Source organism: Viridibacillus arvi, from assembly GCF_001274945.1.
Classification (GTDB): domain Bacteria; phylum Bacillota; class Bacilli; order Bacillales_A; family Planococcaceae; genus Viridibacillus; species Viridibacillus arvi.
The window spans coordinates 345,225-371,873 of sequence record NZ_LILB01000008.1 but is presented as its reverse complement, the minus strand read 5'-3'; the positions used below and the strand labels follow the sequence as shown (position 1 = coordinate 371,873).

At 36.4% G+C, this 26,649-nt stretch carries 23 protein-coding genes and 1 riboswitch; of the genes, 21 read left to right on the top strand and 2 right to left on the bottom strand.

Annotated elements, in window-relative coordinates; all coding sequences use genetic code 11:
• Window positions 1–103: 103 nt before the first annotated feature.
• From pcrB to AMD00_RS20555, 19 genes are all read left to right on the top strand, one after another.
• On the top strand, window positions 104–790 hold the full coding sequence (pcrB, locus tag AMD00_RS20640) for a heptaprenylglyceryl phosphate synthase (RefSeq protein ID WP_053418883.1): 687 nt from the start codon (window positions 104–106) through the stop codon (window positions 788–790).
• 52 nt (window positions 791–842) lie between these two features.
• Entirely contained in the window at window positions 843–3,089 is a 2,247-nt protein-coding gene (gene pcrA, locus AMD00_RS20635; RefSeq protein WP_053418882.1) for a DNA helicase PcrA, read from the top strand.
• Window positions 3,090–3,111: 22 nt separating this feature from the next.
• Window positions 3,112–5,118 carry an NAD-dependent DNA ligase LigA gene (gene ligA, locus AMD00_RS20630; protein WP_053418881.1) on the top strand — a complete coding sequence of 669 codons (2,007 nt, stop codon included), beginning with the start codon at window positions 3,112–3,114 and terminating at the stop codon, window positions 5,116–5,118.
• A 14-nt stretch (window positions 5,119–5,132) separates the two neighbouring features.
• Window positions 5,133–6,275 (top strand): CamS family sex pheromone protein, encoded by a 1,143-nt coding sequence (locus tag AMD00_RS20625; RefSeq protein ID WP_053418880.1) that lies wholly within the window; start codon window positions 5,133–5,135, stop codon window positions 6,273–6,275.
• A 287-nt stretch (window positions 6,276–6,562) separates the two neighbouring features.
• Window positions 6,563–6,856 carry an Asp-tRNA(Asn)/Glu-tRNA(Gln) amidotransferase subunit GatC gene (gene gatC, locus AMD00_RS20620; RefSeq protein ID WP_038178678.1) on the top strand — a complete coding sequence of 98 codons (294 nt, stop codon included), beginning with the start codon at window positions 6,563–6,565 and terminating at the stop codon, window positions 6,854–6,856.
• A gap of 22 nt (window positions 6,857–6,878) precedes the next feature.
• Window positions 6,879–8,342, top strand: a complete 1,464-nt coding sequence (gene gatA, locus AMD00_RS20615; RefSeq protein ID WP_053418879.1) for an Asp-tRNA(Asn)/Glu-tRNA(Gln) amidotransferase subunit GatA — start codon at window positions 6,879–6,881, stop codon at window positions 8,340–8,342.
• A 1-nt stretch (window position 8,343) separates the two neighbouring features.
• Window positions 8,344–9,771 (top strand): Asp-tRNA(Asn)/Glu-tRNA(Gln) amidotransferase subunit GatB, encoded by a 1,428-nt coding sequence (gene gatB, locus AMD00_RS20610; RefSeq protein WP_053418878.1) that lies wholly within the window; start codon window positions 8,344–8,346, stop codon window positions 9,769–9,771.
• A gap of 85 nt (window positions 9,772–9,856) precedes the next feature.
• Window positions 9,857–10,756 carry an acetamidase/formamidase family protein gene (locus tag AMD00_RS20605; RefSeq protein ID WP_053418877.1) on the top strand — a complete coding sequence of 300 codons (900 nt, stop codon included), beginning with the start codon at window positions 9,857–9,859 and terminating at the stop codon, window positions 10,754–10,756.
• Between the two features lie 103 nt (window positions 10,757–10,859).
• The gene (locus AMD00_RS20600; protein ID WP_053418876.1) at window positions 10,860–11,420 is read left to right on the top strand and encodes a thioredoxin family protein; all 561 of its coding nucleotides are present in this window, start codon (window positions 10,860–10,862) and stop codon (window positions 11,418–11,420) included.
• Between the two features lie 233 nt (window positions 11,421–11,653).
• The gene (locus AMD00_RS20595; RefSeq protein ID WP_053418875.1) at window positions 11,654–12,565 is read left to right on the top strand and encodes a diacylglycerol kinase; all 912 of its coding nucleotides are present in this window, start codon (window positions 11,654–11,656) and stop codon (window positions 12,563–12,565) included.
• 325 nt (window positions 12,566–12,890) lie between these two features.
• Window positions 12,891–14,237: a cytochrome ubiquinol oxidase subunit I gene (locus AMD00_RS20590; RefSeq protein WP_053418874.1), complete on the top strand. Its 1,347-nt coding sequence runs from the start codon at window positions 12,891–12,893 to the stop codon at window positions 14,235–14,237.
• Complete coding sequence (locus AMD00_RS20585) at window positions 14,234–15,259, top strand: cytochrome d ubiquinol oxidase subunit II (RefSeq protein WP_053418873.1); 1,026 nt, start codon at window positions 14,234–14,236, stop codon at window positions 15,257–15,259. Before AMD00_RS20590 ends, AMD00_RS20585 begins: the two co-directional genes overlap by 4 nt.
• Window positions 15,260–15,274: 15 nt before the next feature.
• Window positions 15,275–15,382, top strand: a complete 108-nt coding sequence (cydS, locus tag AMD00_RS24350; RefSeq protein WP_390394333.1) for a cytochrome bd oxidase small subunit CydS — start codon at window positions 15,275–15,277, stop codon at window positions 15,380–15,382.
• Between the two features lie 224 nt (window positions 15,383–15,606).
• Window positions 15,607–16,968, top strand: a complete 1,362-nt coding sequence (rlmD, locus tag AMD00_RS20580) for a 23S rRNA (uracil(1939)-C(5))-methyltransferase RlmD (RefSeq protein WP_053418872.1) — start codon at window positions 15,607–15,609, stop codon at window positions 16,966–16,968.
• Window positions 16,969–17,290: 322 nt separating this feature from the next.
• Window positions 17,291–18,568: an MFS transporter gene (locus tag AMD00_RS20575; protein WP_053418871.1), complete on the top strand. Its 1,278-nt coding sequence runs from the start codon at window positions 17,291–17,293 to the stop codon at window positions 18,566–18,568.
• Window positions 18,569–19,020: 452 nt separating this feature from the next.
• Window positions 19,021–20,235 (top strand): MFS transporter, encoded by a 1,215-nt coding sequence (locus AMD00_RS20570; RefSeq protein WP_053418870.1) that lies wholly within the window; start codon window positions 19,021–19,023, stop codon window positions 20,233–20,235.
• A 403-nt stretch (window positions 20,236–20,638) separates the two neighbouring features.
• Window positions 20,639–21,145, top strand: a complete 507-nt coding sequence (locus AMD00_RS20565; RefSeq protein WP_053418869.1) for a YehS family protein — start codon at window positions 20,639–20,641, stop codon at window positions 21,143–21,145.
• 197 nt (window positions 21,146–21,342) lie between these two features.
• The gene (locus tag AMD00_RS20560; RefSeq protein ID WP_053418868.1) at window positions 21,343–22,446 is read left to right on the top strand and encodes a 5-methyltetrahydropteroyltriglutamate--homocysteine S-methyltransferase; all 1,104 of its coding nucleotides are present in this window, start codon (window positions 21,343–21,345) and stop codon (window positions 22,444–22,446) included.
• 159 nt (window positions 22,447–22,605) lie between these two features.
• Entirely contained in the window at window positions 22,606–23,967 is a 1,362-nt protein-coding gene (locus AMD00_RS20555) for an MFS transporter (protein ID WP_053418867.1), read from the top strand.
• Window positions 23,968–24,039: 72 nt separating this feature from the next.
• Here the strand turns inward: AMD00_RS20555 and AMD00_RS20550 are convergent, their stop codons facing one another.
• Complete coding sequence (locus AMD00_RS20550) at window positions 24,040–24,249, bottom strand: alpha/beta-type small acid-soluble spore protein (RefSeq protein ID WP_053418866.1); 210 nt, start codon at window positions 24,247–24,249, stop codon at window positions 24,040–24,042.
• Between the two features lie 358 nt (window positions 24,250–24,607).
• Window positions 24,608–25,156, bottom strand: coding sequence for a DJ-1/PfpI family protein (locus tag AMD00_RS20545; RefSeq protein WP_053418865.1), 549 nt, complete (start codon window positions 25,154–25,156; stop codon window positions 24,608–24,610).
• Between the two features lie 245 nt (window positions 25,157–25,401).
• Between AMD00_RS20545 and AMD00_RS20540 the strand changes: the two genes are divergently transcribed.
• Window positions 25,402–25,830, top strand: a complete 429-nt coding sequence (locus tag AMD00_RS20540) for a S1 domain-containing RNA-binding protein (protein WP_053418864.1) — start codon at window positions 25,402–25,404, stop codon at window positions 25,828–25,830.
• A gap of 182 nt (window positions 25,831–26,012) precedes the next feature.
• The gene (locus tag AMD00_RS20535) at window positions 26,013–26,261 is read left to right on the top strand and encodes a YkuS family protein (RefSeq protein ID WP_053418863.1); all 249 of its coding nucleotides are present in this window, start codon (window positions 26,013–26,015) and stop codon (window positions 26,259–26,261) included.
• 224 nt (window positions 26,262–26,485) lie between these two features.
• A riboswitch (SAM riboswitch) is annotated at window positions 26,486–26,586 on the top strand.
• Window positions 26,587–26,649 lie beyond the last annotated feature (63 nt).

Here is a 26,649-nt window from a genome sequence, read left to right as displayed (position 1 = left end):
ATGGAGGGCACGTTTGACTAATGTATACTGGTAATTAGAGAAAAACTTGGTTGCTCTTTGACTAAGTCAAATAGATATTAATATTACAGATAGGTGGGTTAAAATGGAGTTTCAAAATTGGCGTCATGTATTTAAAGTTGATCCGGCAAAACCAATGACAGATGAGATGCTAGAGCAATTGTGCGAATCAGGCACAGATGCAATAATTGTTGGTGGCACAGATAATGTGACAATCGATAATGTATTAGATTTATTGGTAAGAATACGTCGTTTTACAGTGCCAGTTGTTTTAGAAATTTCTAATTTAGAATCTGTTACACCAGGTTTTGATTATTACTTTATACCAACAGTATTAAATAGCAGTAACACTAGATGGGTGAAAGATTTACATCATCAAGCGATTAAAGAATACGGCGATATCATGATGTGGGACGAACTTTTTGCAGAAGGCTATTGCATTTTAAATGCAGATTGCAAAGCTGCAAAAGTGACGGAGGCAAATACTGAGTTAGATGCAGAAGACGTAGTTGCTTACGCAAGAATGGCTGAAAATCTGTTCAATTTACCTATTTTTTATCTAGAATATAGTGGCATTTACGGGAATCCTAATATAGTAAAAGATGTTCAAGCTGTTTTAGAAAATACACGATTATTTTATGGTGGAGGGATTTCTAACGCTGAACAGGCAAAGGAAATGGCTCAATCAGCTAATACCGTCGTAATTGGCAATATTATATATGAAGATTTAAAAACAGCGCTTAGTACAGTAAAGGCAGTGAAAGAAATATAAAACTATAGTATAATCAAGAACAAATGTTTGTATTGTAAAAAGGTGGTGCGTTATGGAACAACTAACGGATAATTTATTAAAAGGAATGAACCCTGAACAGGCTGAAGCTGTGAAAACAACAGAAGGTCCATTGTTAATAATGGCTGGAGCAGGATCAGGGAAAACGCGCGTACTAACTCATCGTATCGCGTATTTAGTAATTAAAAAAAAGGTTTATCCTTCGAAAATATTAGCCATCACATTCACGAATAAAGCGGCTCGTGAAATGAGAGAACGTATCGATGGTTTGCTAGGCAACGGAACGGGTGCACAAATGTGGGTATCTACATTCCACTCCATGTGTGTTCGTATTTTACGTCGGGATATCGATCGTATTGGCTACAACAAAAACTTCTCCATTCTAGATACAACTGATCAATTAACAGTAATTAAAAATGTTTTGAAAGAGTTAAATATAGATCCTAAACGTCATGATCCACGCTCTATGTTAAATGCGATTAGTTCTGCGAAAAACGAATGTATCGATGTTGAAACATATAAAGCACAAATAAGTTCAACAAATCCATATGAAAAAACTGTGGCGGATGTATATGAAGGTTACCAAAGACGTTTGCGAAAAAACCAATCATTAGATTTTGATGATCTAATCATGATTACTATACGTCTATTCAAACAGGTACCTGAAGTACTTGAATATTACCAAAATCGATTCCAATATATTCACGTGGATGAATATCAAGATACAAACCATTCGCAATATCAATTAGTTCAAATGCTTGCGAAGAAATTCCAAAACATTTGTGTTGTTGGTGACTCTGATCAATCCATTTATCGTTGGCGTGGAGCAGATATCCAAAATATTTTATCTTTTGAAAAAGACTATCCTAAGTCAAAAGCGATCATGTTAGAACAGAATTACCGCTCGTCTGCACGCATCCTTCAAGCGGCGAATGACGTCATAAAAAATAACTCAAGTCGTTATCCAAAAGAATTACGTACGGAAAATGCTGAAGGTGAGAAAATTGCTATTTCACGTTCTTATGATGAGAAACAAGAAGCGCAATTTGTCGTACAAACAATTCAAGAATTAATGATAAAAGATAATCGCTCACTTGATGATTTCGCAATTCTTTATCGCACAAATGCACAATCACGTGCAATGGAAGAGGTGCTTGTGAAGTCGAACATGGCTTATACAATCGTTGGGGGCACGAAGTTCTATGATCGTAAAGAGATAAAGGATTTACTAGCATACTTACGTCTAATTGCTAATAATGACGATGATTTATCGCTAGCGCGAATTATTAATGAACCAAAACGTAGTATTGGTGCAACTTCTTTTGATCGCATGGCGCAATTCGCATTCGAACAAGATCGCTCTATCTTTGATGCATTAAGAGAAGTTGACTTTATGGGGCTGCCAGCAAGAGCAGCAAACGCGGCAGCAAAATTTCATGCGATGATCTCTGACTTTACACGAATGCAGGAATTTTTGTCTGTGACAGAACTAGTTGAGCAAGTGCTCGAAAAGTCAGGCTATCGTGAAATGCTCAAAACGGAAAAAACGATTGAAGCAGAAAGCCGCTTAGAGAATATCGATGAATTCTTAACAGTTACAAAAGCATTTGAAGCTCAAAGTGATGATAAAACGCTTGTTGCCTTTTTAACTGATTTAGCACTTATAGCAGACATTGATTCTCTTGATAAAGAGGATGAGTCTAAAGGTAGCATTGTTTTAATGACTATGCACTCGGCAAAAGGTTTAGAATTCCCAGTCGTGTTCATAATCGGTATGGAAGAAAATATCTTCCCACACTCACGTTCATTGCAAGATGAAGATGAAATGGAAGAGGAGCGTCGTCTTGCTTATGTAGGTATTACACGTGCTGAACAGAAACTATTCTTAACTTGTGCACAAACTCGTACTATTTTTGGACGTAGCAGTTATAACAATCCATCTCGATTCTTACAGGAAATCGATAATGGAATTATTGAAGATGTTTCGGCTAACAATAGTAATAGTAGGACAAGTGCTGGACGTTCACCACGTCAGTCTGGATTTGTTACATCAACAACACAGCCAACTCGTACAGTAGTGACAAAACCAGCATATACACAATCTGGTGGAGAAAAACTTGGCTGGGCTTCTGGTGACAAAGCATCTCATAAAAAATGGGGTGTTGGTACAGTTGTCAGTGTTCGTGGTGAAGGAGAGAATGTTGAGTTAGATATTGCATTCCCAAGCCCAACAGGTATTAAACGATTATTAGCAAAATTTGCGCCTATCGAAAAAGTATAGGCGCAGTTGCGGAGGAAAATGAATGGACAAAATACAACTGGAAAAGCGTGTAGCTGAACTAAATGAGCTTCTTCATGAATATGGACATGCCTATTATGTACTGGATAAACCGGTTGTTTCAGATGCAATTTACGATCAATTATTAAATGAACTCATTACAATTGAACAAGAAAATCCGGATTTAATTTATCCGGACTCACCTACACAACGCGTAGGTGGGGACATATTACAAGGTTTCAAAAAGGTTACACATGACTATCCAATGCTTAGCCTTTCAAATGCTTTTAACGAAGCAGATTTGAATGACTTTGATCGAAGAGCACGTGCTATTATTGGTGACAATTTCAATTATATTTGTGAATTGAAAATCGATGGTTTAGCGATTTCTCTTCGCTACGAAAATGGTGTTTTTGTTGTAGGTTCAACACGTGGTGATGGTCAAATTGGTGAGGATATTACAGAAAACTTAAAAACGGTTCGTTCTATACCGTTACGTTTAAAAGAGCCGATATCCATTGAAGCACGTGGAGAATGTTATATGCCAAAACGCTCTTTCACAAATCTTAATAAAGCACGTGCAGAAAAAGGCGAGGAGTTATTTGCAAACCCTCGTAATGCAGCGGCTGGATCACTTCGTCAACTAGACCCTAAAATTGCTGCGAGTCGTAATTTATCGACTTTCATTTATGCTATCGGAGGTAGTGGCGAGGCTTACAATTTAGACAGCCATAGTGAAGCATTAGATTACATGGATAAATTGGGATTCCATACAAATCATGAACGCAGAGCATGCAAGGATATTAAAGAAGTAATGGCTTACATCGAAGAGTGGACAGAAAAACGTCCAGAATTACCATATGAAATTGATGGGATCGTCATTAAAGTAAACCGTTATGACCAGCAAGAGGAGTTAGGTTATACAGCGAAAAGTCCACGTTGGTCTATCGCATATAAATTCCCCGCTGAAGAGGTGGTCACTAAAGTTTTAGATGTTGATTTAACTGTCGGCCGTACAGGTGTTGTTACCCCTACGGCTATATTAGAACCAGTTCTTGTAGCAGGGACAACTGTTGGGCGTGCAACATTGCATAATGAGGACATTATTCGCGAAAAAGATATCCGAATCGGAGACCAAGTTATTATCCGTAAAGCCGGTGATATCATCCCTGAAGTTGTTTCCGTATTGTTTGATCAACGTAGTGAAGATTCAGTTCCTTATGAAATGCCAACACATTGTCCAGCTTGTGATAGTGAGCTTATCCGTTTAGAAGGTGAAGTAGCACTTCGCTGTGTAAACCCACAATGTTTCGCTCAAATTTCAGAAGGTATGGCTCATTTTGTATCACGAAATGCCATGAATATCGATGGTTGCGGAGAAAAAGTTGTAGAGCAATTATTAAAATCTGATCTTGTAAAAGATATATCAGACCTATATAAATTAAAAGTAGAAGATTTAGTTCAATTAGAGCGCATGGGTGAAAAATCAGCAAATAATTTAGTGACAGCTATTGAAAATTCAAAAGAAAATTCAATGGAGCGCTTATTATTCGGCTTAGGGATTCGCCATGTTGGTGCAAAAGCAGCACGAGTATTATCTGAAGAATTTGGTTCTATGCAGAATTTAATGAAGGCTACTACGAATGAACTTGTGAATGTAAATGATATTGGTGAAAAAATGTCCGAATCATTGCTTTCATATTTTGAAAATGAAGAAGTCCAAGCATTAATACAAAGGCTTTCTGATGCAGGTGTGAACATGGACTTTAAAGGTAAAAAAGTAAATGTGGCTGACATAGAGAGCGTGTTTTCAGGAAAGACAGTTGTTTTAACCGGTAAATTAGAACAATTGACACGACAAGATGCAAAAGAGAAAATAGAACAGTTAGGCGGTACAGTTACTGGAAGTGTAAGTAAAAAAACGGATCTAGTAATCGCCGGAGAAGAAGCAGGTTCGAAACTAGCAAAAGCTGAACAACTTGGCATTGAAGTTTGGGATGAAAACCGCCTTCTTCAAGAATTAACTGTGTAAAGGAGATCAAGATCATGAAACGACTTCGCTGGATACCGGCGATGATTGTTGTCACCATGCTTGCAGGTTGCGTTCCATCATTAAAGAATGACACGGAAGTAGTACAAAGCGATGCTAAAGACAAGGAAGAAGCAACGATCATTCCTAATATGCAAATTGATGACCAATACTATCGTACTCTTTTACCTTATAAAGCAAGTGCAAGTAGAGGTTTGATTGTTTCAAACATTTATTCAAAATATGATATTACAGAAGCAGAAAGTGGACTATTACGCTTATCTCAAAAGGCATTTGACCCAGGTAAGTACTTTTTCCAGGAGGGGCAGTATATAGATAAGGAAACTGCCTCTTCATGGCTTGCGCGTAGTTCTCAAACAGATGATGGATTAAACCCTGCTACTACCAAAAGTATGTCGCCAACAGAACGTGCTAAAAAGGCTCCTATCTATTTAGCGCATATCGTAGAGCAAAATTACCTTGAAAAAGCAGGGAAAAATAAAGTGAAGCTTGCTGGTGTTTCAATCGGCTTGGCTCTTAACTCTATTTACTATTATCAAAAAGAAGATTATGGTGCAACATATGAAGAACCAATACCAGAACCGGTTTTAACAAAACAGGGAGAAAAAATTGCTGCCCAAGTCATTCAACGATTACGTCAAAAAGAGGGACTAGAAAATGTGCCAATGGTTGTTGGACTATTTAAACAGCAAAGCCGTAGTTCCATTGTTCCAGGCACATATATCTCTTACGGTATTGTAGATGAGGGATCTAATAAAATCTCAGAGTGGAAATCGGTTAAAGAGGAATATGTCTTGTTCCCAACAAATGATAGTGAAGAAAATTACCGTGAGATGAATCAATATTTTAAATTCTTTAAACAAGATATTGAAAAGTACTTCTCTAACTATACAAATGTTATTGGAACAGGTTTCTATCAAGATAATAAAATTAAAAAGTTAAACATAGATATTCCGATTAAATTTTACGGTACTTCTGAAATTATTGGTTTCACACAATTCATGGCTGGTGCAGTAATTGACCAATTCCCTAAAGGCTTAAAAGTCGAAGTTAATGTGACCTCTGTCAACGGACCAGAGGCATTAGTAGTAAAAGATGCTAATTCAAGTGAGCCATATATTCATATATATAATGATTAGTTTTTAATAGAAAGAGTGCGACAAATCTGTCGCACTCTTTTACTTTAGTAGAAAGTATGAAAATCATACTTATTTGTGTCGATAAATTGTATAATCTGAAGGTAGTCAATTATCTCTATTCATTTTGCTATAATGGATTATGAGTCTAGTAAGGTTGTTAATAAAGGAAAGAAAAGCCTTTATTTTCAAGCGTTTGGCGTCACTTTAGCGGAAAGTATCGCCTTGCATAAATATTACTAAAAATGATATTATTATCGGTATGGTTATTGAATTCGGAGGTGTGAAGAATGGCGAATATTACAAAAGAAGAAGTTAAGCACGTTGCTAACTTAGCTCGTCTAGCTATTACAGAAGCTGAAGCTGAAAAGTTTGCACAACAATTAGGTGCGATTACTAAATTTGCAGAGCAACTTAATGAATTAGATACTACTAATGTTGAACCAACAACACATGTCTTACCACTTGTAAACGTTTTACGTGAAGACGTTGCAGTGAAAGGTTTAGATCGTGAAGTTATGATGTTAAACGTAAAAGAACATGTAGACGGTTTAGTTAAAGTACCACCAATCATTACAGAATAATAGTCAGTAAGGAGGGCCACATATGACATTGTTTACAAAATCAGCACAAGAGTTACAAGAACTTTTAAAAACAAAAGAAATCTCAATCGCTGACTTAACAGAAGAAGCTTATAAACGTGTAGCTGCACTAGATGGTGAAGTAGGCGCGTTTTTAGCATTAAATGAAGAAAAAGCAACAGCACAAGCAAAAGAAATGGATGCAGTACCTTTTGAAGAAAGAGGACCATTATTCGGTCTACCTATCGGTGTTAAAGATAATATCGTCACTGAAGGCTTGGAAACAACTTGTGCAAGTAAAATTCTAGAAGGCTTCAACCCGATTTATGACGCAACAGTTGTCAATAAATTACGTGAAGCTGGAATGGTAACAATCGGTAAATTGAACATGGATGAATTTGCAATGGGTTCTTCAAATGAAAACTCAGGCATCAAACCAGTTCGTAACCCATGGGGTCTTGACCGCGTACCAGGTGGATCTTCAGGTGGTTCAGCAGCAGCTGTAGCAGCAGGAGAAGTACCATTCTCATTAGGTTCTGATACAGGTGGTTCAATTCGTCAACCAGCATCATTCTGTGGTGTTGTTGGGATGAAACCAACTTATGGTCGTGTATCTCGTTACGGTTTAGTAGCATTCGCTTCTTCACTTGATCAAATCGGACCGATTACTCGTAATGTACGAGACAATGCATTATTACTTGAAGCAATATCAGGTGTAGATGCTAACGATTCAACTTCAGCAAACGTTGAAGTACCAAGCTTTGTAGAAGCTCTTACTGGTGATGTGAAAGGTCTTCGTATCGCTGTACCTAAAGAATATTTAGGTGAAGGTGTTGGAGAAGCGGCACGTCAATCAGTTCTTGATGCACTTAAAGTATTAGAAGCTCAAGGCGCAACTTGGGAAGAAGTATCACTTCCTCACTCTAAATATGCATTAGCAGCATATTACATCCTTTCTTCTTCTGAAGCATCTTCAAACTTATCACGTTTCGATGGTATCCGTTTTGGCTTCCGCGCTGAAAACGTTACAAACTTAGAAGAACTTTACAAAGAAACTCGTGCTCAAGGTTTCGGAGATGAAGTAAAACGTCGTATCATGCTTGGAACTTATTCATTAAGTGCAGGTACTTATGATGCTTACTACAAAAAAGCGCAACAAGCTCGTACATTAATCAAAGAAGATTTCGATAAAGTTTTCGAAGAATTTGATGTAATTCTTGGACCTACAACTCCAACTCCAGCATTCAAAATTGGAGAAAATGTTGAAGATCCAATGACAATGTACGCTAACGATATTCTAACAATTCCTATTAACTTAGCAGGTGTACCAGCTATCTCAATTCCATGTGGATTCGAAGATGGTCTACCACTAGGTTTACAAATTATTGGTAAATACTTCGATGAAGCTACAATTTACCGTGTGGCAGATGCTTTCGAAAAAGCAACTGAATTCCACAAAGAAACTCCTCAAATTTGGGAGGTAAAATAATATGAACTTTGAAACAGTCATTGGTTTAGAAGTACACGTAGAGTTAAAAACAAACTCTAAAATCTTCTCTGGTTCACCAAACCACTTTGGTGCTGAACCAAATACAAACACAACAGTAATTGACCTAGGTTACCCAGGTGTTTTACCAGTTGTAAACAAAAACGTTGTAGATTACGCAATTCGTGCATCTCTAGCACTTAATATGGAAATCGAACAACATACTAAATTCGACCGTAAAAACTATTTCTACCCTGATAATCCGAAAGCTTACCAAATTTCACAATTTGATAAACCAATCGGTAAAAACGGCTGGGTTGATATTGAAGTAAACGGTGAGAAAAAACGTATCGGTATTACTCGCCTTCATATGGAAGAAGATGCTGGTAAACTTACTCACGGTAAAAACAGCTCTCTAGTTGACTTTAACCGTCAAGGTACACCACTTGTGGAAATCGTATCTGAACCAGATATCCGTACTCCAGAAGAAGCATACGCTTACCTTGAGCAAATCAAATCAATCATCCAATATACAGGTGTATCTGACTGTAAAATGGAAGAAGGCTCACTACGTTGTGATGCCAACATCTCAATCCGTCCATACGGCCGAGATGAATTCGGTACAAAAACTGAATTGAAAAACTTAAACTCATTCAACTTCGTTCGCCGTGGTCTTGAGTTTGAAGAAAAACGTCAAGCAGCTGTATTAAATGCAGGCGGTGTCATCGAGCAAGAAACTCGTCGTTTCGATGAGAAAACAGGTAAAACAATCCTTATGCGTGTAAAAGAAGGCGCGGACGATTACCGTTACTTCCCAGAACCGGACTTAGTTGATATCGTAATCGACGATGCATGGTTACAACGCGTGAAAGATGAAATCCCTGAACTACCAGCAGCTCGTAAAGTTCGCTATGTTGAAGAACTAGGCTTAACAGCATACGATGCAGGCGTGTTAACATTGCAAAAAGACATCGCAGATTTCTTTGAAGCAACAGTAGCAGCTGGAGCAGACGCAAAACTTGCTTCTAACTGGTTAATGGGTGAAGTATCTGCTTACTTAAACGCAGAACAAAAAGAATTAAAAGATACTGCTTTAACACCAGAAGGACTTGCAGGTATGGTTAAGTTAATCTCTGCAGGAACAATTTCTTCTAAAATCGCTAAAAAAGTTTTCAAAGAGCTAGTTGAAAACGGTGGCGATGCAGAAAAAATCGTTAAAGATAAAGGTCTTGTTCAACTTTCTGATCCAACAGCTTTACTTAAAATTGTTACAGAAACTTTGGACAACAACCAACAATCAATTGAAGACTTCAAAAACGGTAAAGATCGTGCAATTGGCTTCTTAGTAGGTCAAATCATGAAAGCTACTAAAGGACAAGCTAACCCACCAATGGTTAACAAAATCCTTCTTGAAGAAATCAACAAACGCTAATTTAAAACTTTCAAAGACTGCTTGAGCATCCGTGCCTCAAGCAGTCTTTTTTGCTATAGTAGAGAAAAAGTATGGGGGTATTCATATGGAAACATTAAGTCGTTCTGAAGGCATCGTTTACGCTTTTGATAAAAATCACAAGCCTATTAAAACCATTTCATCAGGTACCACAATTCGTATTGAAACATTCGACTGTTTTCAAAACCAAATAATATCTGAGAAAGATAAGATAGAGCAACTAGCTTGGGATCAAACAAATCCCGCAACAGGACCCATTTATATTAAAGAAGCGATGCCTGGGGATATTTTAAAGATCAAAATTAATAAAATCGAAGTTGGTTCACAGGGTGTGATGATGACTCTGCCGAATGAAGGTACATTAGGACATCGTTTTACTGAATCGACAATTAAAATTTTACCAATAAAAGAAGACCATGTACTCTTAAACGATATTAAATTATCTATTAATAAGATGATTGGTGTTATCGGTGTTGCACCAAAAGAAGAAGCAATTAATTGTGGCACGCCTGGACCACATGGGGGAAATATGGATAATAAAATGATTACAGAGGGTGCAATTTTATATCTCCCTGTTTTCGTTGAAGGTGCATTATTTGGTCTTGGTGATTTCCATGCAGCAATGGGTGATGGGGAAATTGGCGTTACTGGTGTTGAAGTAGAAGGAACAGCGACGGTTACATTAGAGGTGTTAAAAGGAGAGTCAATAGAGCAGCCTTTATTAGAAAATGAAGACGTGTTTACACAAATCGCTTCTGCCGAAACATTAGACGAAGCAAGCAGGCTTGCAACAGAGTTAATGGCTAATAGAATTGTACAAAAAACGGGACGATCACTAGCTGAAGTTACCATGTTATTAAGTGCAGCTGGTCAAATTGAAATTTGCCAAATAGTAGATCCACTCATGACAGTGCGCTTTGTTCTATCAAAATCTATACTAACTCAATTAAATACGAAGTTAATTTAAAACGACTGTAGTAGAGTAACAATATCTTATTGGAGATTAGCATGTTTATAACTTTGCCAAAAATTCATAAAACATTTACACTATTTTCAAGGGGGTTTTACATATGAAAACTGAAAAACAATATTTTGACGAAGCAATTTCAATTCAAGATTATATGGATAGTATGACAACGCATAAGGATAACAGCTTTAAAGTTTATAATAATTACCAGCTGCCTGAAGATGAAGAGTTTATTTCATTACTTGCATCTAAAAAACCACATATTTTAACAATAACAGAAGACTGGTGTGGTGATGCGATGATGAACAATCCAATCATCCGTAAAATTGCAGAGGCAGCAAATTTAGAAATGCGTTGTGTTTACCGTGACCAAAATTTAGAGTTAATGGATCAGTATTTAACAAACGGTGGTCGCTCTATTCCTGTTTATATTATTTTAAGTGAAGCAGGAGAAGTGCTTGGAAAATGGGGACCACGTGCACCACAGCTACAAGAATATGTGTTAGCAAAAAAAGCCACACTACCTACACAGGATGATCCTACATTTGAAGAGAAACAAAAGGAATTATTCGCAAGTATTACTGAAGAGAATGCTTCAAATGAAGAATTTTGGAGCTGGGTATATGATGATTTCCGTAAAGTTGTAACAAACACTTTAAAATAAAACCGTCATTTGCACAATAAGGATGATTCTGTATAATGGGATTGAAAGCTTTTCATGTTTGACTGCTACAAACTGAAATTTTGATATACATTATAAGAAATAAAGGGCTGCCTAAACGTATTTAATTTAATCGTTGAGACAGCCTATTTTGAGCCTTAAGTACTTTTGGGAACATTCCTCAGAATTTTTCCGTTAACATATATAGAAAATTGTAGAGCAAAGAAGGTAATGATATGAAACGAGCACGAATCATTTATAACCCCACATCGGGTAGAGAAATTTTCAAAAAGCATCTACCTGAAGTATTAGAAAAATTAGAAGTCGCCGGCTATGAAGCCTCTTGTCATGCTACTACCTGTGCAGGCGATGCAACTACTGCTGCAAATGCAGCAGTTGAGCGTAAATTTGATGTGATCATTGCTGTAGGTGGAGATGGTACATTAAACGAAGTTGTCGCTGGGGTTAGTGAGTTTGAAGAAAGACCTAAAATTGGATTAATACCAATGGGGACAACAAATGACTTTGCACGTGCGGTACATATTCCACGAGATATAAGTCAAGCTGTAGATATTATTATCAAAGGTGATACTATTCCAGTGGATGTAGGATTAGTGAATGATCGTCATTTTATTAATATTGCTGGTGGCGGTCGTATTACTGAACTAACTTACGAAGTACCTAGTAAGCTTAAAACAATGATTGGACAACTGGCTTATTATTTGAAAGGAATTGAAATGCTACCTTCAATAAAAGCTTCTAAAATGCGTATTGAATACGATGGTGAAGTCTTTGAAGATGAAGCAATGATGTTCTTAATCGGTTTAACAAACTCGGTAGGCGGATTCGAAAAATTATCACCAAACTCAAGTATTAATGATGGTTACTTCTCCATGTTTATACTAAAAAAATGTAATATCGCCGATTTTATCAAACTTGTTTCACTTGCAGTTCGCGGAGAACATTTTAAAGATCCACATGTTATCCATGCAAAGGCTAGCCATGTGAAAGTGACTTCGGATGAAGTAGTACAGTTAAATTTAGATGGTGAATACGGTGGAGATATTCCTGCTGAATTTAGAAATTTAAAAAGACATATTGAAGTCTTTGTACCAATTGATGATATTAGAGAACAAGATAGACCATAATATAATGAATGTTTTTAGACTAGAAGCTATGTTGCTTTCTAGTCTTTTCTTTTATCTAAAATGTGAAAAGCAAATTCTTTGCTCAAGATAAATAACAATTCACATTTTGAACATTCTTTTATCATATTTTGAACATGAATACGTGATAAATCTGACACGTTCGGAAGTTAGAATACCAGTTGCTCTGGGTATAATAATAAGTAAGGGAGAGTGCGCTATGTATAAAACACATGAGAAGAAACTAATCTGGTTAAGCTTTATCGTAGCAGGTATTATGCTGCTGTCACTCGTCGGACGTATTTTCGGAAGCTGAGGAGGAACAATCATGGAAAATGAAAGTGCTGTATTTTTTAGCCGTGTCTTAACGGAGCTTACATTATCTTTCCATATCATTTACGCTACAATCGGCGTAGGTGTCCCATTAATGATTATGATTGCACAATGGGTTGGGATTAAGAAGAATGATGAGCACTATATTTTACTGGCAAGGCGTTGGGCGCGTGGATTCGTTATTACCGTTGCAGTTGGTGTAGTGACAGGTACAGCTATCGGTTTGCAGTTATCGCTACTATGGCCTAACTTCATGCAGCTAGCAGGTAATGTTATTGCCTTACCACTTTTTATGGAGACATTTGCATTTTTTTTTGAAGCAATCTTTTTAGGTATTTATTTATACACCTGGGATCGTTTCGAAAATCAAAAGAAACATTTACTATTATTAATTCCTGTTGCAATTGGTGCATCGATGTCAGCAGTCTTTATTACAATCGTGAATGCATTTATGAATGCACCACAAGGCTTTGATGTCGTAGATGGTCAGCTCGTTAATATACAACCAATTTTAGCGATGTTAAACCCAGCAATGCCAACTAAAGTAGCGCATGTTGTCGTAACAGCCTACATGACAGCAGCCTTTGTTCTAGCAGCTATTGCAGCATTTAAAATGCTTAAAGGTTCAAATCACGTTTATCACAAAAAAGCGTTGTTCTTATTAATGAAAGTTGGTTTAGTATTTGCCATTGCATCAGCAATCATTGGAGATTTCTCTGCAAAATACTTAGTAGAATATCAACCAGAAAAATTAGCAGCAGCTGAGTGGCATTTTGAAACTGAGAAAAATGCTCCACTTGTTCTATTTGGTGTAACCGATGGTGAAGAAGTGAAGTATGCCATTAAAGTGCCGTATGCTTTAAGTTTTTTAGCACATTCAAACCCTACAGCTGAAGTTATTGGGTTAAATGAATTTCCAGAAGATGAAACACCTCCACTTTACATTCACTACTTGTTCGATACTATGGTCATGATAGGTATGTTCATGGTATTAGTGTCAGCAGCGTATGTATTAGGTAAAATTCGAGGTTGGTCTTTTGTAAGTACTAAATGGTTCCGCAGGGTCATTGTTGCAGGAGGACCGTTATCTATTATTGCCATTGAAGCTGGCTGGTGGCTTGCAGAAGTTGGTCGCCAACCGTGGATTTTACGTAAGTATATGAAGGTAGCAGAGGCTGCAACAACAAGTGATCATGTGGACATTATGCTGATATTATTCTGTGGCCTATATATTATTTTAGGTGTTGGTAGTGTCGTTGTACTTCGACGCATGTTCCGTCACAATCCAATTGAACAAGAAATTGAAGATCGTAAAGCTGAAAAAGGCGGTGACTTCTCATGACATTAGAAATATTGGGAATTTCCGTATTATGGATGTTTTTACTTGGCTATTTAATTATCGGTTCGATTGACTTTGGTGCAGGATTTTTCAATGCTTACGGTGTATTAACGGGGCGACAACATATTTTAACTAATATCATTCAACGTTATTTGTCACCAGTATGGGAAGTAACGAATGTATTCTTAGTATTCTTTTTCGTGGGAGTAGTTGGTTTCTTCCCGAAAACAGCTTTTTATTATGGAACAACATTACTCGTGCCAGCAAGTATAGCGATTATTCTCCTTGCCATTCGTGGTAGTTATTACGCGTTTGAATCGTATGGGTCACGAGGACATAAAGGTTATTCGTTTATGTACGGAGCAGCAGGATTGTTAATCCCTGCTTCACTATCAGTAGTATTAACAATTTCTGAAGGTGGCTTTGTATCGATGGTGAATGGTAATCCGGTTTTAGATTATCATGCATTGTTTACAAGCCCATTAACTTGGAGTATAGTCGTGTTGGCAATTGCGGCTGTTCTATATATATCAGCGGTATTTTTAACTTGGTATGCAGATAAAGCTGGAGATCGAAAAGCTACAAAGCTTCTAAGAAAATACGCGCTCATTTGGGCGGGGCCATTAGCAATTTCTGTTATTGGGATTATGTTTGAGTTAAGTAAACATAACGTAGAACATTTTAATCGTATGATCGATATTGCTTGGATGTTCGGTCTGTCAGCAATCATGTTTGTCATTACAGTTTGGTTTATTTGGAAGCAACAGCATTATAGCTGGGCGTTAGGCTTACTTGTTGGTCAATTTGCATTAGCATTTTTTGCCTACGGTATTTCACACTATCCATATTTGCTTTACCCATATTTGACTATATATGATAGTTTTACGAATCCAGCAATGGCAACTGCTTTAGTAGTTGCTTTCGTGCTAGGACTTTTACTGCTAATACCATCAATATATTTGCTTTTGAAGTTATTTTTATTCAACAAAGATTATATTCGTGGGAAAAAAGACCATCATGCATAAGGGAGGATTTTCAGAATGGTTAATTTTCTAATTTTCTATGCACCATTTATCATATTAGCAGCATCCATTGCCGTCGCCTTCTATGTAGCATTAAAAGATGGGCCAGTTACGAAAGGTGAATAATTAATTTTATAAATCCAAGTGTCGATTCTGGCACTTGGATTTTTTCTACATCTAGCTTCGTATACCACACCCTTGAGGTCGCTTCGAACACTTATATGAAGTCAAAAAGCGACTTCACATGAGTGTCCTCAACTGCTTGACGGGTGTAAAGGGGCACTCTGCGCTTTTGTTCCTTCTAAGAGGTCATGGTACAATAGAAGAACTGAAATGGAGGAAGTACGAAAATGACAGCACCAGTAAAGAAAAATGACCGCTTGACGGTTTATATAGAAGACTTAACACATGATGGAGCAGGGGTTGCGAAAATCGATGGTTACCCACTTTTTATCCAAGGTGGACTGCCTGATGAAACTGCTGAAGTCCATGTATTGAAAACATTAAAAAACTACGGCTTTGCTAAAATTATCAACATTACAGAACCTTCACCTGACCGTGTCGCAGCACCATGCCCTGTATTTGCACAATGTGGCGGTTGTCAGCTACAACACTTATCGTATGAAGGTCAATTGAAATGGAAAGAGAAAATGGTCCGTAATGTCATGACTCGTATCGGTAAGATTGACGCACCAGTGTTACCTGTTAAAGGTATGGATAATCCATGGAACTATCGCAATAAAGCTCAGATTCCATTCGGCTTAAACGGCGAAGCACCGATTGCAGGTTTTTACAAAACAAAATCACATGATATCGTCGATACAGACCGTTGCCTAATCCAAACAGCAGAGGCAGATGCCATTTTAGAAGGCTTAAAACCACGCCTTTGGAAGTTAGGTATTAAACCATATGATGAGCAAACAGGACAGGGTATGCTACGTCATGTAGTAGTACGCAAAGGCCGCGCAACAAACGAAGTAATGGTAGTACTTGTAACGAAAAAGCGCAAATTCCCGCAAGCTGAAGCAGCAGTAGAATTAATCAAGCAACTCGTACCAAACGTAACATCAATTATGCAAAATATTAATGGTGAAAAAACAAACGTTATTTTCGGTAACGAAACGTTAAAACTTTGGGGCAATGACACCATTGAAGATACAATTGGCGACGTACGCTTCGAAATTTCAGCGCGTTCATTCTATCAAGTAAACCCAGAGCAAACAGAAGTGCTTTATAAGCAAGCTTTAGATTACGCAGATCTAAAAGGGGACGAAACAGTAATCGATGCTTACTGTGGCATTGGTTCAATTTCATTATTCCTAGCACAAAAAGCTAAATATGTAATGGGTGTGGAAATTGTACCGCAAGCAATTGAAGATGCGAAACGTAACGCTGAACTGAATGGCTTTACAAATACGTATTTCGAGGCAGGTCCAGCTGAAGAAGTCATTCCACGCTGGTACAAAGAAGGCAAAACAGCAGACATTTTAGTAGTCGATCCACCACGCAAAGGTTGCGACGAAGCATTGTTAAATACAATTTTAGAGCAACGTCCAAAACGTGTTGTGTATGTATCTTGTAACCCAGCTACATTGGCAAGAGATTTAAGGATCTTAGAAGATGGTGGCTATAAAGCACAGGAAGTACAACCTGTGGATATGTTCCCACATACGGCTCATTGCGAAGCTGTCGCGTGGTTGGAATTAGTATAGTAAAGAAAAAAAATAGTCTCTTGCTACATGAAATAAAGATGTGCAAACCGTGTGGATAAAGAATGGAGAGAAAAGGGGATATCCCCATCTCACCATACTTTATCCACTTTTTGTTTTAAACGAAGTACAGGTTAAGAAAAAGATGATGAGGAATATCTTATATGAGAAGAGATAAAATCTAAGATTCCAGCTTTTTAATTGAATTTATCGAACTAAAAAAACATCCAGCCCAATTTAAATCAAAAAACTATTCTGAAAAACAGGGTTTACCGTTACATGAAATTCATATATATAGAGTAAAAGTTAATAGGGGTGGGGCTCATTGGAAAAACGAGATAGCAGATACAGATGGGTTGTATTTGTTGCTGTATTGTTTACTTATTTGTTAATGGCAAGCCAACGAACCGCTCCAGGATTGATTACAGACCAATTGATGAGGGATTTTAATGTAACTGCATCAACGATTGGGTTATTAACGAGTATACAATTTTTAGTGTACACGAGTTTGCAAATTCCGATGGGGATTTTGGCTGATCGTTTTGGACCTAACTTTTTTCTAATTATAGGGGCAATACTTACAGGTTTAGGTACGATTTTTTATAGTCTTAGTACACATGAATTCGTCCTATTCTTTTCCAGAATATTAACAGGGATAGGGGATGCGACTATTTGGGTTAATATGGTGCTAATTTTGGCCCGATGGTTTCATACAAAGGAATTTGTGAGATTAATTGGCCTGGCGGGCATGACGGGAAGTCTTGGTTTCTTATTGGCGACAGTCCCTTTCTCCACATGGATACTTTTACTTGGTTGGAGAGGAGCATTTTTCTCAGCTGGATTAATATTATGTTTATGTGGACTTCTCCTTTATATTGTACTTGTAAAAAAAACTAAGCGAATCTTTTTAGATGAATCGGTAGTTGTGATAGCAGAAGTACAACGCGAAAAAACAGTAGTTTTATTACGAAGAATTTTTTCGAATCGGCAAGCATGGGCTCTATTTTTTTGTCATTTTGGAGTAGTCGGAGGTTATGTAGGGTTTATCAGTTCTTGGGCAGTACCATATGGGATGAATATGTATGAAATGACACGCTCAGATGCAAGCCAACTGATTATGATCGGTCTCATCGGGGCACTTATTGGAGCGCCGCTAACTAGTTGGATTTCAAGCCGGTTAGAAACAATAAAAAGGCCATATATTTTCGTTCATAGCATTGTTTTATTGGGTTGGTTTTCTTTCCTTTTATCTAAGGGGCATCCGTCCTTTTTCTTGCTAATTGTACTATTCTTTATCATTGGCTTTGGATATGGGTCAAGTGCATTAACATTTGCAGCGGTACGTCAATCTTTCCCTATAAAAGAATCTGGTATTGTTTCTGGTGTTGCGAATACGGGTGGCTTTCTAAGTGCGGTCTTGCTACCAATCATTTTTGGATATATATTAGATCATTTTCAAGCTACTTCAGGTAATCAAGTTGATGGATATTATTATGGTTTCATCGCGCCGGTTATCTTCTCGATAATAGGCTTGATTGGAATAATTTCATATAAAGAAAAGCATCAAGTAACAGAAAATAAAACGAATATAAGCATGTCTTAACTAGCATAAATAAATAGAAATATTTCTAGAAGAGCGCTTGTTAAAATGTGTTTTTTAGAAAATAAAATGCATGATTCTATGTGTTATGTATCCCCTAATGTAGCTCATATATTATTTTTATATAATATGCTATGGTAAAACAATTTATAGTTTGTTAGAATAAATAACAAGATAATTATCCTTTAATATAGCCCAGAGAGGCTAAAAAGGGCTACTTGATATTTTATTTGTTATTATATCTTTGTTTTTTCATGCCCTTTTGTCATCTCTGACGGAAGGGTATTTATTTTGCTTTAATGTTATGCGTAGATATAACTTTAGTACCTCTTTTAAAGGAAGTCCTGTGAGGCTTAAAAGGAAAATGGAGAAGTTTCATTTAATAGATTGATACATCCATTCCTCTGGAAATAAAAGAGAATATTTACAGTAAGAAAATATTGGAGGATCGTAAAATGGATTATCGTAAAAAAACAGTGGTAGCGTCGGTAGCTGGTTTAACATTAGAAGGCATGGACATTATGTTTATCTCTTTTGCAATGACAATGATTATTTCGGAATTTAACATTGATTTGGCAACTGGCGGACTTATTTCTTCTATAACAAATATAGGTATGTTATTAGGTGGAATTATTTTTGGGGTTTTAGCAGATAAGTATGGACGAGTAAAAGTTTTCACCTATACCGTTTTGCTGTTTGCAATGGGCACAGCATTAACAGGATTAGCAACAAATATTGAACAAGTATATATATATAGATTTATTGCTGGGTTAGGTGCTGGTGGTGAATATGGGATCGGTATGGCGCTTGTTGCAGAAGCCTGGCCAAAGAACAAACAAGGGAGAGCATCTTCATATGTCAGTGTAGGTGCTCAATACGGTGTCATTATCGCGGCGTTGCTTAGTGCAATTATTCTTCCTACATTAGGTTGGAGAGCATTATTTTTCGTTGGTGTAGTGCCTGTTATTTTTGCTGTTATTGTACGTAAGAATCTTGATGAATCACCTGAGTGGCTAGCTGCTCAGAAGAATAAGAAAATAAATAATAAAAATGAAAAGAGTAAGTTAGTTCAATTGTTTGAAACTCCTCGAACTACCATGACAACTATCTCTTTAATCATTATGGCAACTGTTCAAATTGCTGGTTATAATGGCTTGATGATTTGGCTGCCATCTATGTTGCAACAATCACAAGGTTTATCTATTTCAAGCTCTGCACTTTGGACAATCAGTACAGCAGTAGGAATGATTATAGGTATGTTAACCTTCGGAAGATTCATGGACCGATTTGGTGCAAAGCGTGCCTTTGGAATCTTTCTTCTTGCCTCTGCATGTGCGGTGTTTTTATACTCATATGCAACTGGAAGTGTAGGTGTATTATTAGGTGGTGCAATCGTTGGATTCTTCTCAAATGGAATGTTTGCCGGATATGGTGCATTAATTAGCAGTTTTTATCCCGTTCAGATTCGTAGTACAGCTACAAACACGATTTTTAACTTTGGTAGAGCTATAGGAGGATTTTCACCAATCCTTGTAGGTTATATTCTACAGAGTTATGACATGACAGTCGCGATGGTCTATTTAGCAGTACTATATTGCATTTCCTTTATTGTCATGCTTACTTTGAAAAATAGTACATGGAAGCCTATGCAATCAATTGAGGAAGTATAAACACAAAACAACTTAACTTACAGTACAATGTTAAAGAAGACCATGGATTTGAAATAATCTATGGTCTTTTTTTTATTAAAAAAACTAATGGGTAGTATAGATTAGTTAGTGAGTGAGAAGATAAAAATGTACGAGTACTAAGCGAAACTTGAAATAAACCTTATTTCTTGTGAGAATGGAGATTATAAGAGTGTTTACACTTACTTGTAGAGTAGTATGTCTTTATAGCTCTTTGAATAGGCGATTTAAATATTGATGTCGACTCCTAAAGCTAATTGATAGAAATAGAGTTTTTTTTAGGTACTACTAACAACGTTGTGTATATACGTGTTAAGATTCTTTAAGGATAATCAAACTGCTGAAGCGGCGAAGAAAAAAAGCAATAGTATGAGGTGCATTATAAATGGATAACAATGATATTTTAATTAGAACAAGATACGCTCTAGATATAAAAAATAGAGATATGGTAGAGATATTTAAACTTGGTGGAATGGAAGTAACAAGAGAAGAAGTACCAAAGATACTGACAAAAACAAAAGATGAATTCGATGATGAAGTTAACGTAGAAGAAAATGACGATCAGATAAAATGTGATTATAAAATGTTAGAGTCATTTTTAAATGGCTTCATTACTTTCAAAAGAGGAAAACAGGATGCAAAACCAGGGCAACTAAAAGCTCCTGAAACAACTAAGGATCATGTGAATAATATGCTTCTTAAAAAATTGAAAGTAGCACTACAATTAACAACAGAAGATATGTTGGATATCCTTGATGATGGTGGTATAGCTGTTTCAAAAGGCGAATTAGGCGCTATCTTTAGAAAACCAGGGCATAGAAATTATAAAGAGTGCGGTGATAATTTCGCACGTAAATTTTTAAAAGGCTTGGCTGTAAGGTATAGAGCGTAATAGAAAAGAATATTTAATTTTCACAAAAAGCCTCTTTCTTTGGAAAGGGCTTTTTGTGTTTTATTAGTTTAGAGTGTTGAAGAAAAAGTTTAGCTATAGTTTAAAGCTATAACTAGAGATACATTATATGTGTTATATGCTAACAATATTATCATGCTACACTTTCCTTACATCACAAATTTAAGGAGATACAAACTATGACAGTAAAAACTACAACTGCTCCATTTCGTTATGATCATGTAGGAAGCTTATTACGCCCTACAAATTTAATACAGGCACGGGAACAATATAAATCAGGGGCAATTACATATGAAGAGTTAACAAATATTGAAAATAACGAGATTATCAGAGTTATTGAAAAGCAAAAAGAAAATGATGTATTAGGGGTTACAGATGGTGAATTCCGTAGAAGCTGGTGGCATTTTGATTTTTTAGGCGAGCTTGATGGAGTAGAATTATACGCAAAAGAAACCGGTCTTAAATTCCATAAAATGGAGACTCGTAAAGGCGGTATCCGTGTTGTTGGAGATATCGATTTTTCAAGACATCCATTTGTAGAGCATTTCAAATTTTTAAAAGAACATGCTGGTGATACAGTAGCGAAACAAACGATTCCAAGTCCAAACATGCTTTTATGCCGCGCTGATGTAGAACTCGAAAAGTACGAAGATCGAGAAAAGCTTCAACAAGATACAATTATAGCTTATCGAAAAGCAATCCAAGCATTTTATGATGCTGGTTGCCGTTACTTACAATTAGATGACACAGCGTGGGCAGATTTATTCTCAGAAGAAGGTCACAACAAGCTACGTGCTAAAGGTTTAGATCCAGCGGAAGAGTTAAAAGTAATGCAAACTATGATTAATGAATCTATTGCTCATAAACCAGAAGATTTAGTAGTAACAATGCATATTTGCCGTGGTAACTATAAATCTAATTATTTCTCAAGTGGTGGCTATGATTATGCTTCTGAAGTAATTTTCGGAGGTTTAAATGTAGATGGTTTATTCCTAGAATTTGACGACGAGCGTTCAGGAAGTTTTGAGCCATTAAAATATGTTAACCGCAAAGATTTAAAAATCGTACTAGGCCTAGTAACATCTAAGTCAGGTGAATTAGAAGATAAAGAATATATTAAAAAGCGTATTGCAGAAGCGGCAACTTATGTACCACTTGAACAACTTTGTTTAAGTCCACAATGCGGCTTTTCATCCACAGAAGAAGGCAATATTTTAACAGAAGAACAACAATGGCGTAAACTTCGCTTTGTTAAAGAAATAGCAGATGAAATTTGGCGATAATACATTTTTTTTGCAAGCATGTAATCAGTTTGTGAGAAAAGTAAAATAAAAAATAATTAGAATTAGATTGAAAGCTATCATTTTTAACTGAAAATCTTTTATTTTCTTTCTAAAGATGGTAGCCATATACCTTAAATTAAATGCATATCGGAGGATACAGTGAATACAGTCAACCCCATTGAAATAGTTAATCAGAGTAAATTAAAAGGTTTTCATTATATTTTAATTATTTGTTTGTTTTTTATTATGATGTTCGACGGCTATGATGTTGTCATCTATGGTGCGACCATTCCTTTGTTAAAAGCAGAATGGGGACTGTCTAATATAGTAGCGGGGTCAATTAGTAGTTATACAACAATGGGAACTGCAATTGGTGCTGTCTTATTCGGGTTGTATTTAGATCGTTTCGGAAGAAAACGCATTATTATTTTAACAACCCTTATCTTTAGCCTCTTTACATTATTATCTGGATTCGCACCAACGCCTCTATTATTTGTAATTTGTCGTGTTATTGCAGGGTTAGGATTTGGTGGTGTTATGCCAAATATCGCTTCTTTGATTTCAGAATATGCGCCAACAAAACACCGTGCTGCCATTATTTCATTAATTTTTTGTGGTTACTCTGTAGGTGCTATGCTTGCCTCGTTTAGCGGACAAGTATTACTTGAAAAATTTGGTTGGCAACCTGTTTATTGGATTGCTGGTTTACCACTTCTTATATTACCGTTTATTGTACCTATAATTCCAGAATCTGTTAATTATTTAATTCAACAAAAGGATACAAAAGGTCTTGTTATTGTCCTACAAAAAATAGAGCCAATGCTTCCTAAAGATGTTCAATTTGCATATGTCAAACAGGAAAAAATTCAAAAGTCACCAGTACGTGATCTGTTCAAAAACAAACTGGGTCTAAGTACGATGATGTTTTGGCTATCATGCTTCTGTACATTTATCTTAATGTATTCTTTGAATACATGGCTTCCAACATTAATGATGAATGCAGGCTATGACTTAAAATCGAGTCTTATGTTTATTGTAGCACTACAATTCGGGTCAATTGCTGGAACAATGATATTCAGCAACCTCATTAAATTCCTTGGTTTCAAACGTGTACTTATCCCACTTTATTTAGTTGGAGCTGTGTCACTAACACTTATTGGATTTTCAAAAAATATTTATCTTGCATATGTGCTAATTATTATTATTGGTGCTGCTTCACTTGGTTTACAAAACATGTCTAATGCATATGTAGCTGAATACTATTCTGTCGATGTTCGCGCGGCTGCACTAGGTAGCACAATGGCATTCGGACGTATCGGTTCCATTGTTGCTCCAACTTATATGGGTATTCTATTAACTTTTAATCTCCAACCGCAGTATAACTTTTTTGCAATTGGTATTGCCGCAATTTTTGGGGCAATAGCTATGAGTTTTATTCGTGAAGAACGTGCAGATTACGCATTAGAGAAGCAAGTGACTGCTAATAAAGTTACAATATTAAAATCTTCTACGAATAGTTAATATTAAATAGCTAATTTTAAATCCAAAGTAAAAAGGTAGAGCATGATAACTCTACCTTCATACTTTGGATTTTTATTGTCCAGATTTACCTTTTACTTGGTTTTCAGCCATTTGAACTAGTCGTTTAGTGATTTCTCCACCAACTGAGCCGTTTGCGCGAGAAGAAGCTTCTCCACCAAGTTGTACACCAAATTCTTGTGCAATTTCATATTTCATTTGATCAACTGCTTGTTGAACACCTGGTACTTCAAGTTTATTAGAACTTCGATTATTTGAAGCCATAATTTTCACCTCCTTGAGATATTAGAATGGACAAGAATTTGTTTTTAATACATGTAGTGAAGAGGATGTTTTTTAGGCTCCTATAGCAATTACAAAAAGTATATTCTGTGAAACGAATGGAAAAATAATAATGCAGGCAGAATAAGTGTAGTAGAGTTTAGTAATAAAAAGTGTAGAAATGCCAATTGGGTTACACACTAAAGAAGGTCATCATATTCAGAATAATTCCAATGAACAAGTGATTATTGATTATGAATGAGGTTTATGAGGAAGTGAATTAGTAGCTATCAAAAAAAGTATCCAAAATACTTTAAGATATTTTGGATACTTTCTCTTGTCTATTTTTTATGAAAAATTCTTATTGTAGTTGTTTAATGAATTCCCTCATAAATCCTGGTAGATCCGGCCAAGCATGTCCGGAAATGAGGTTTCCTTGAACATGGAGTGGGTCTTCAATATAAGTTGCTCCCGCGGCTTCTACATCTGGTTTACAAGCGATATAAGCCGTTAATTCGCGACCTTTTAAGTATTGAGAAACAGTTGTTAAAATGAGACTAGCGTGGCAAATTGCTGCAACAGGTTTATTTGCCTCAAAGAAATGAGCGACGATTTTTGGAACATTTTCATTTAATCGAATGTATTCAGGAGCTCTTCCTCCAGGGATAATCAATCCATCATACTCTTCAGGCTGTACATCCTCAAACGCCAAATGAGATTCAATAAGGTATCCTTTACTCTCAGTATAAGTATCCCAACCAATAAAATCGTGAACGACCGTTTGTAAGTTTTTCTTCGATGGAGCAGCTATTTGCACATCATAGCCCTCTTCAAGACAACGAAAATACGGATAATAAATCTCCAAAGCTTCAACGGCATCTCCAGCTAACAATAATACTCTCTTTGACATTACTCATTTCCTCCTCTCAAAAATGGACTTTCGCCTTCACTTATATATTCTGAACATATCATCAATTTCCTCTATTACGTGGTTTTTTTATAAATCTAAAGGTGCCAGTCACCCAGTCAGCGATACTATTTAAGTTATGAGTATTAAATTGAATATATTGTTGATATTAAATTATATAACGGAAGACTGGCGCGAAAAATAAAATTTGATATAATAAAGTATAGTATTTATTAGGAGGAAATGGATTGTCAGTAGAAATTGGTAGTAAGGTACAAGGTAAAGTTACAGGAATTACAAATTTTGGTGCGTTTGTTGAGTTGCCAGATAAGGTGACGGGACTTGTGCACATTAGTGAAGTTGCAGAAGCTTACGTAAAAGATATTAATGAACATCTTAAAGTAGGGGATCAAGTAGAAGTAAAAGTCCTAAGCGAAAAAGAAGGAAAAATTGCCTTATCTATTAAAAAAGCGATTGATAAACCTGTTGAAAGTACGTCTTCTTATACGAAGCGCCCTTATCGTCAGAAGGATAATCGCCAACGAGGCAATTTCCAACCGAAAGAAACTTTTGAAGATAAGATGGCTAAATTCTTAAAATCAAGTGAAGATAACTTATCTACTCTAAAACGCAGCACCGAGTCTAAACGCGGTGGAAGAGGCGGAAGAAGAGGGTAATTATAGATAGCAGAAGAAACGCGCATCTTTTAAGATGTGCGTTTTTTTATTTTAATGACCATTTCAACGACACTACGTATACTAGATATCTTATTATGGGTTTTGTCTTTTTTTTAGTTGAAATTGAATACATAAATATAAGTAGAAAAGGACATCTTATCAACTAGGAGGTGAACCCTACTATGTCGATAATCGGTGTAGAGCAATCATTAACGAATGTATCAGAGGCTTTGCTTGCAAAGGGATATGAAATCGTTGAACTGAAACATGAATCAGATGCAACGGGTGTAGATTGTTGTGTCATTACAGGGTTGGACAATAATGCACTAGGCATTCACGATACGTCTATTCAAGGTTCAATCATTGAAGCGGCGGGCCTATCCGCAGATGAAGTCTGTCGGAAAGTAGAAGAAAAACTTAATCTACATTAATAAAACAATGCCAGGTCTAGTATAGAGACCTGGCATTGTTTTATTATGTGGTAGCCTAAATTACTTAAATCAATAGAATTAAATAAAAGAAACTAATTTCAAATATACGTAATAATAAATATTTAACACAATGAAATTTGGGGTTAACAGGTAAATAGCGCTAAATATTGACAATCTATGGATATACATGTAGATTGATAACAAGTAATTAAAAATATGTAACTTTCTTATTTAGAGAGATGGAGGGACTGGCCCTTTGATATCTCAGCAACAGACTTTTTTTGCACTGTGCTAATTCCAGAAGCGTAACGCTTGAAGATAAGAAGAGTAAACAGCTATGAAGCCAATCTCTTCTTTTTTTAGAAGGGGTTTTTTTATACCCCGAAAA

Bases quoted from the DNA above. Each gene is read 5' to 3' on its own strand.
- pcrB (WP_053418883.1), top strand. From the start codon at position 104: ATGGAGTTTCAAAATTGGCGTCATGTATTTAAAGTTGATCCGGCAAAA.
- pcrA (WP_053418882.1), top strand. From the start codon at position 843: ATGGAACAACTAACGGATAATTTATTAAAAGGAATGAACCCTGAACAG.
- ligA (WP_053418881.1), top strand. From the start codon at position 3,112: ATGGACAAAATACAACTGGAAAAGCGTGTAGCTGAACTAAATGAGCTT.
- AMD00_RS20625 (WP_053418880.1), top strand. From the start codon at position 5,133: ATGAAACGACTTCGCTGGATACCGGCGATGATTGTTGTCACCATGCTT.
- gatC (WP_038178678.1), top strand. From the start codon at position 6,563: ATGGCGAATATTACAAAAGAAGAAGTTAAGCACGTTGCTAACTTAGCT.
- gatA (WP_053418879.1), top strand. From the start codon at position 6,879: ATGACATTGTTTACAAAATCAGCACAAGAGTTACAAGAACTTTTAAAA.
- gatB (WP_053418878.1), top strand. From the start codon at position 8,344: ATGAACTTTGAAACAGTCATTGGTTTAGAAGTACACGTAGAGTTAAAA.
- AMD00_RS20605 (WP_053418877.1), top strand. From the start codon at position 9,857: ATGGAAACATTAAGTCGTTCTGAAGGCATCGTTTACGCTTTTGATAAA.
- AMD00_RS20600 (WP_053418876.1), top strand. From the start codon at position 10,860: ATGAAAACTGAAAAACAATATTTTGACGAAGCAATTTCAATTCAAGAT.
- AMD00_RS20595 (WP_053418875.1), top strand. From the start codon at position 11,654: ATGAAACGAGCACGAATCATTTATAACCCCACATCGGGTAGAGAAATT.
- AMD00_RS20590 (WP_053418874.1), top strand. From the start codon at position 12,891: ATGGAAAATGAAAGTGCTGTATTTTTTAGCCGTGTCTTAACGGAGCTT.
- AMD00_RS20585 (WP_053418873.1), top strand. From the start codon at position 14,234: ATGACATTAGAAATATTGGGAATTTCCGTATTATGGATGTTTTTACTT.
- cydS (WP_390394333.1), top strand. From the start codon at position 15,275: ATGGTTAATTTTCTAATTTTCTATGCACCATTTATCATATTAGCAGCA.
- rlmD (WP_053418872.1), top strand. From the start codon at position 15,607: ATGACAGCACCAGTAAAGAAAAATGACCGCTTGACGGTTTATATAGAA.
- AMD00_RS20570 (WP_053418870.1), top strand. From the start codon at position 19,021: ATGGATTATCGTAAAAAAACAGTGGTAGCGTCGGTAGCTGGTTTAACA.
- AMD00_RS20565 (WP_053418869.1), top strand. From the start codon at position 20,639: ATGGATAACAATGATATTTTAATTAGAACAAGATACGCTCTAGATATA.
- AMD00_RS20560 (WP_053418868.1), top strand. From the start codon at position 21,343: ATGACAGTAAAAACTACAACTGCTCCATTTCGTTATGATCATGTAGGA.
- AMD00_RS20550 (WP_053418866.1), bottom strand. From the start codon at position 24,249: ATGGCTTCAAATAATCGAAGTTCTAATAAACTTGAAGTACCAGGTGTT.
- AMD00_RS20545 (WP_053418865.1), bottom strand. From the start codon at position 25,156: ATGTCAAAGAGAGTATTATTGTTAGCTGGAGATGCCGTTGAAGCTTTG.
- AMD00_RS20535 (WP_053418863.1), top strand. From the start codon at position 26,013: ATGTCGATAATCGGTGTAGAGCAATCATTAACGAATGTATCAGAGGCT.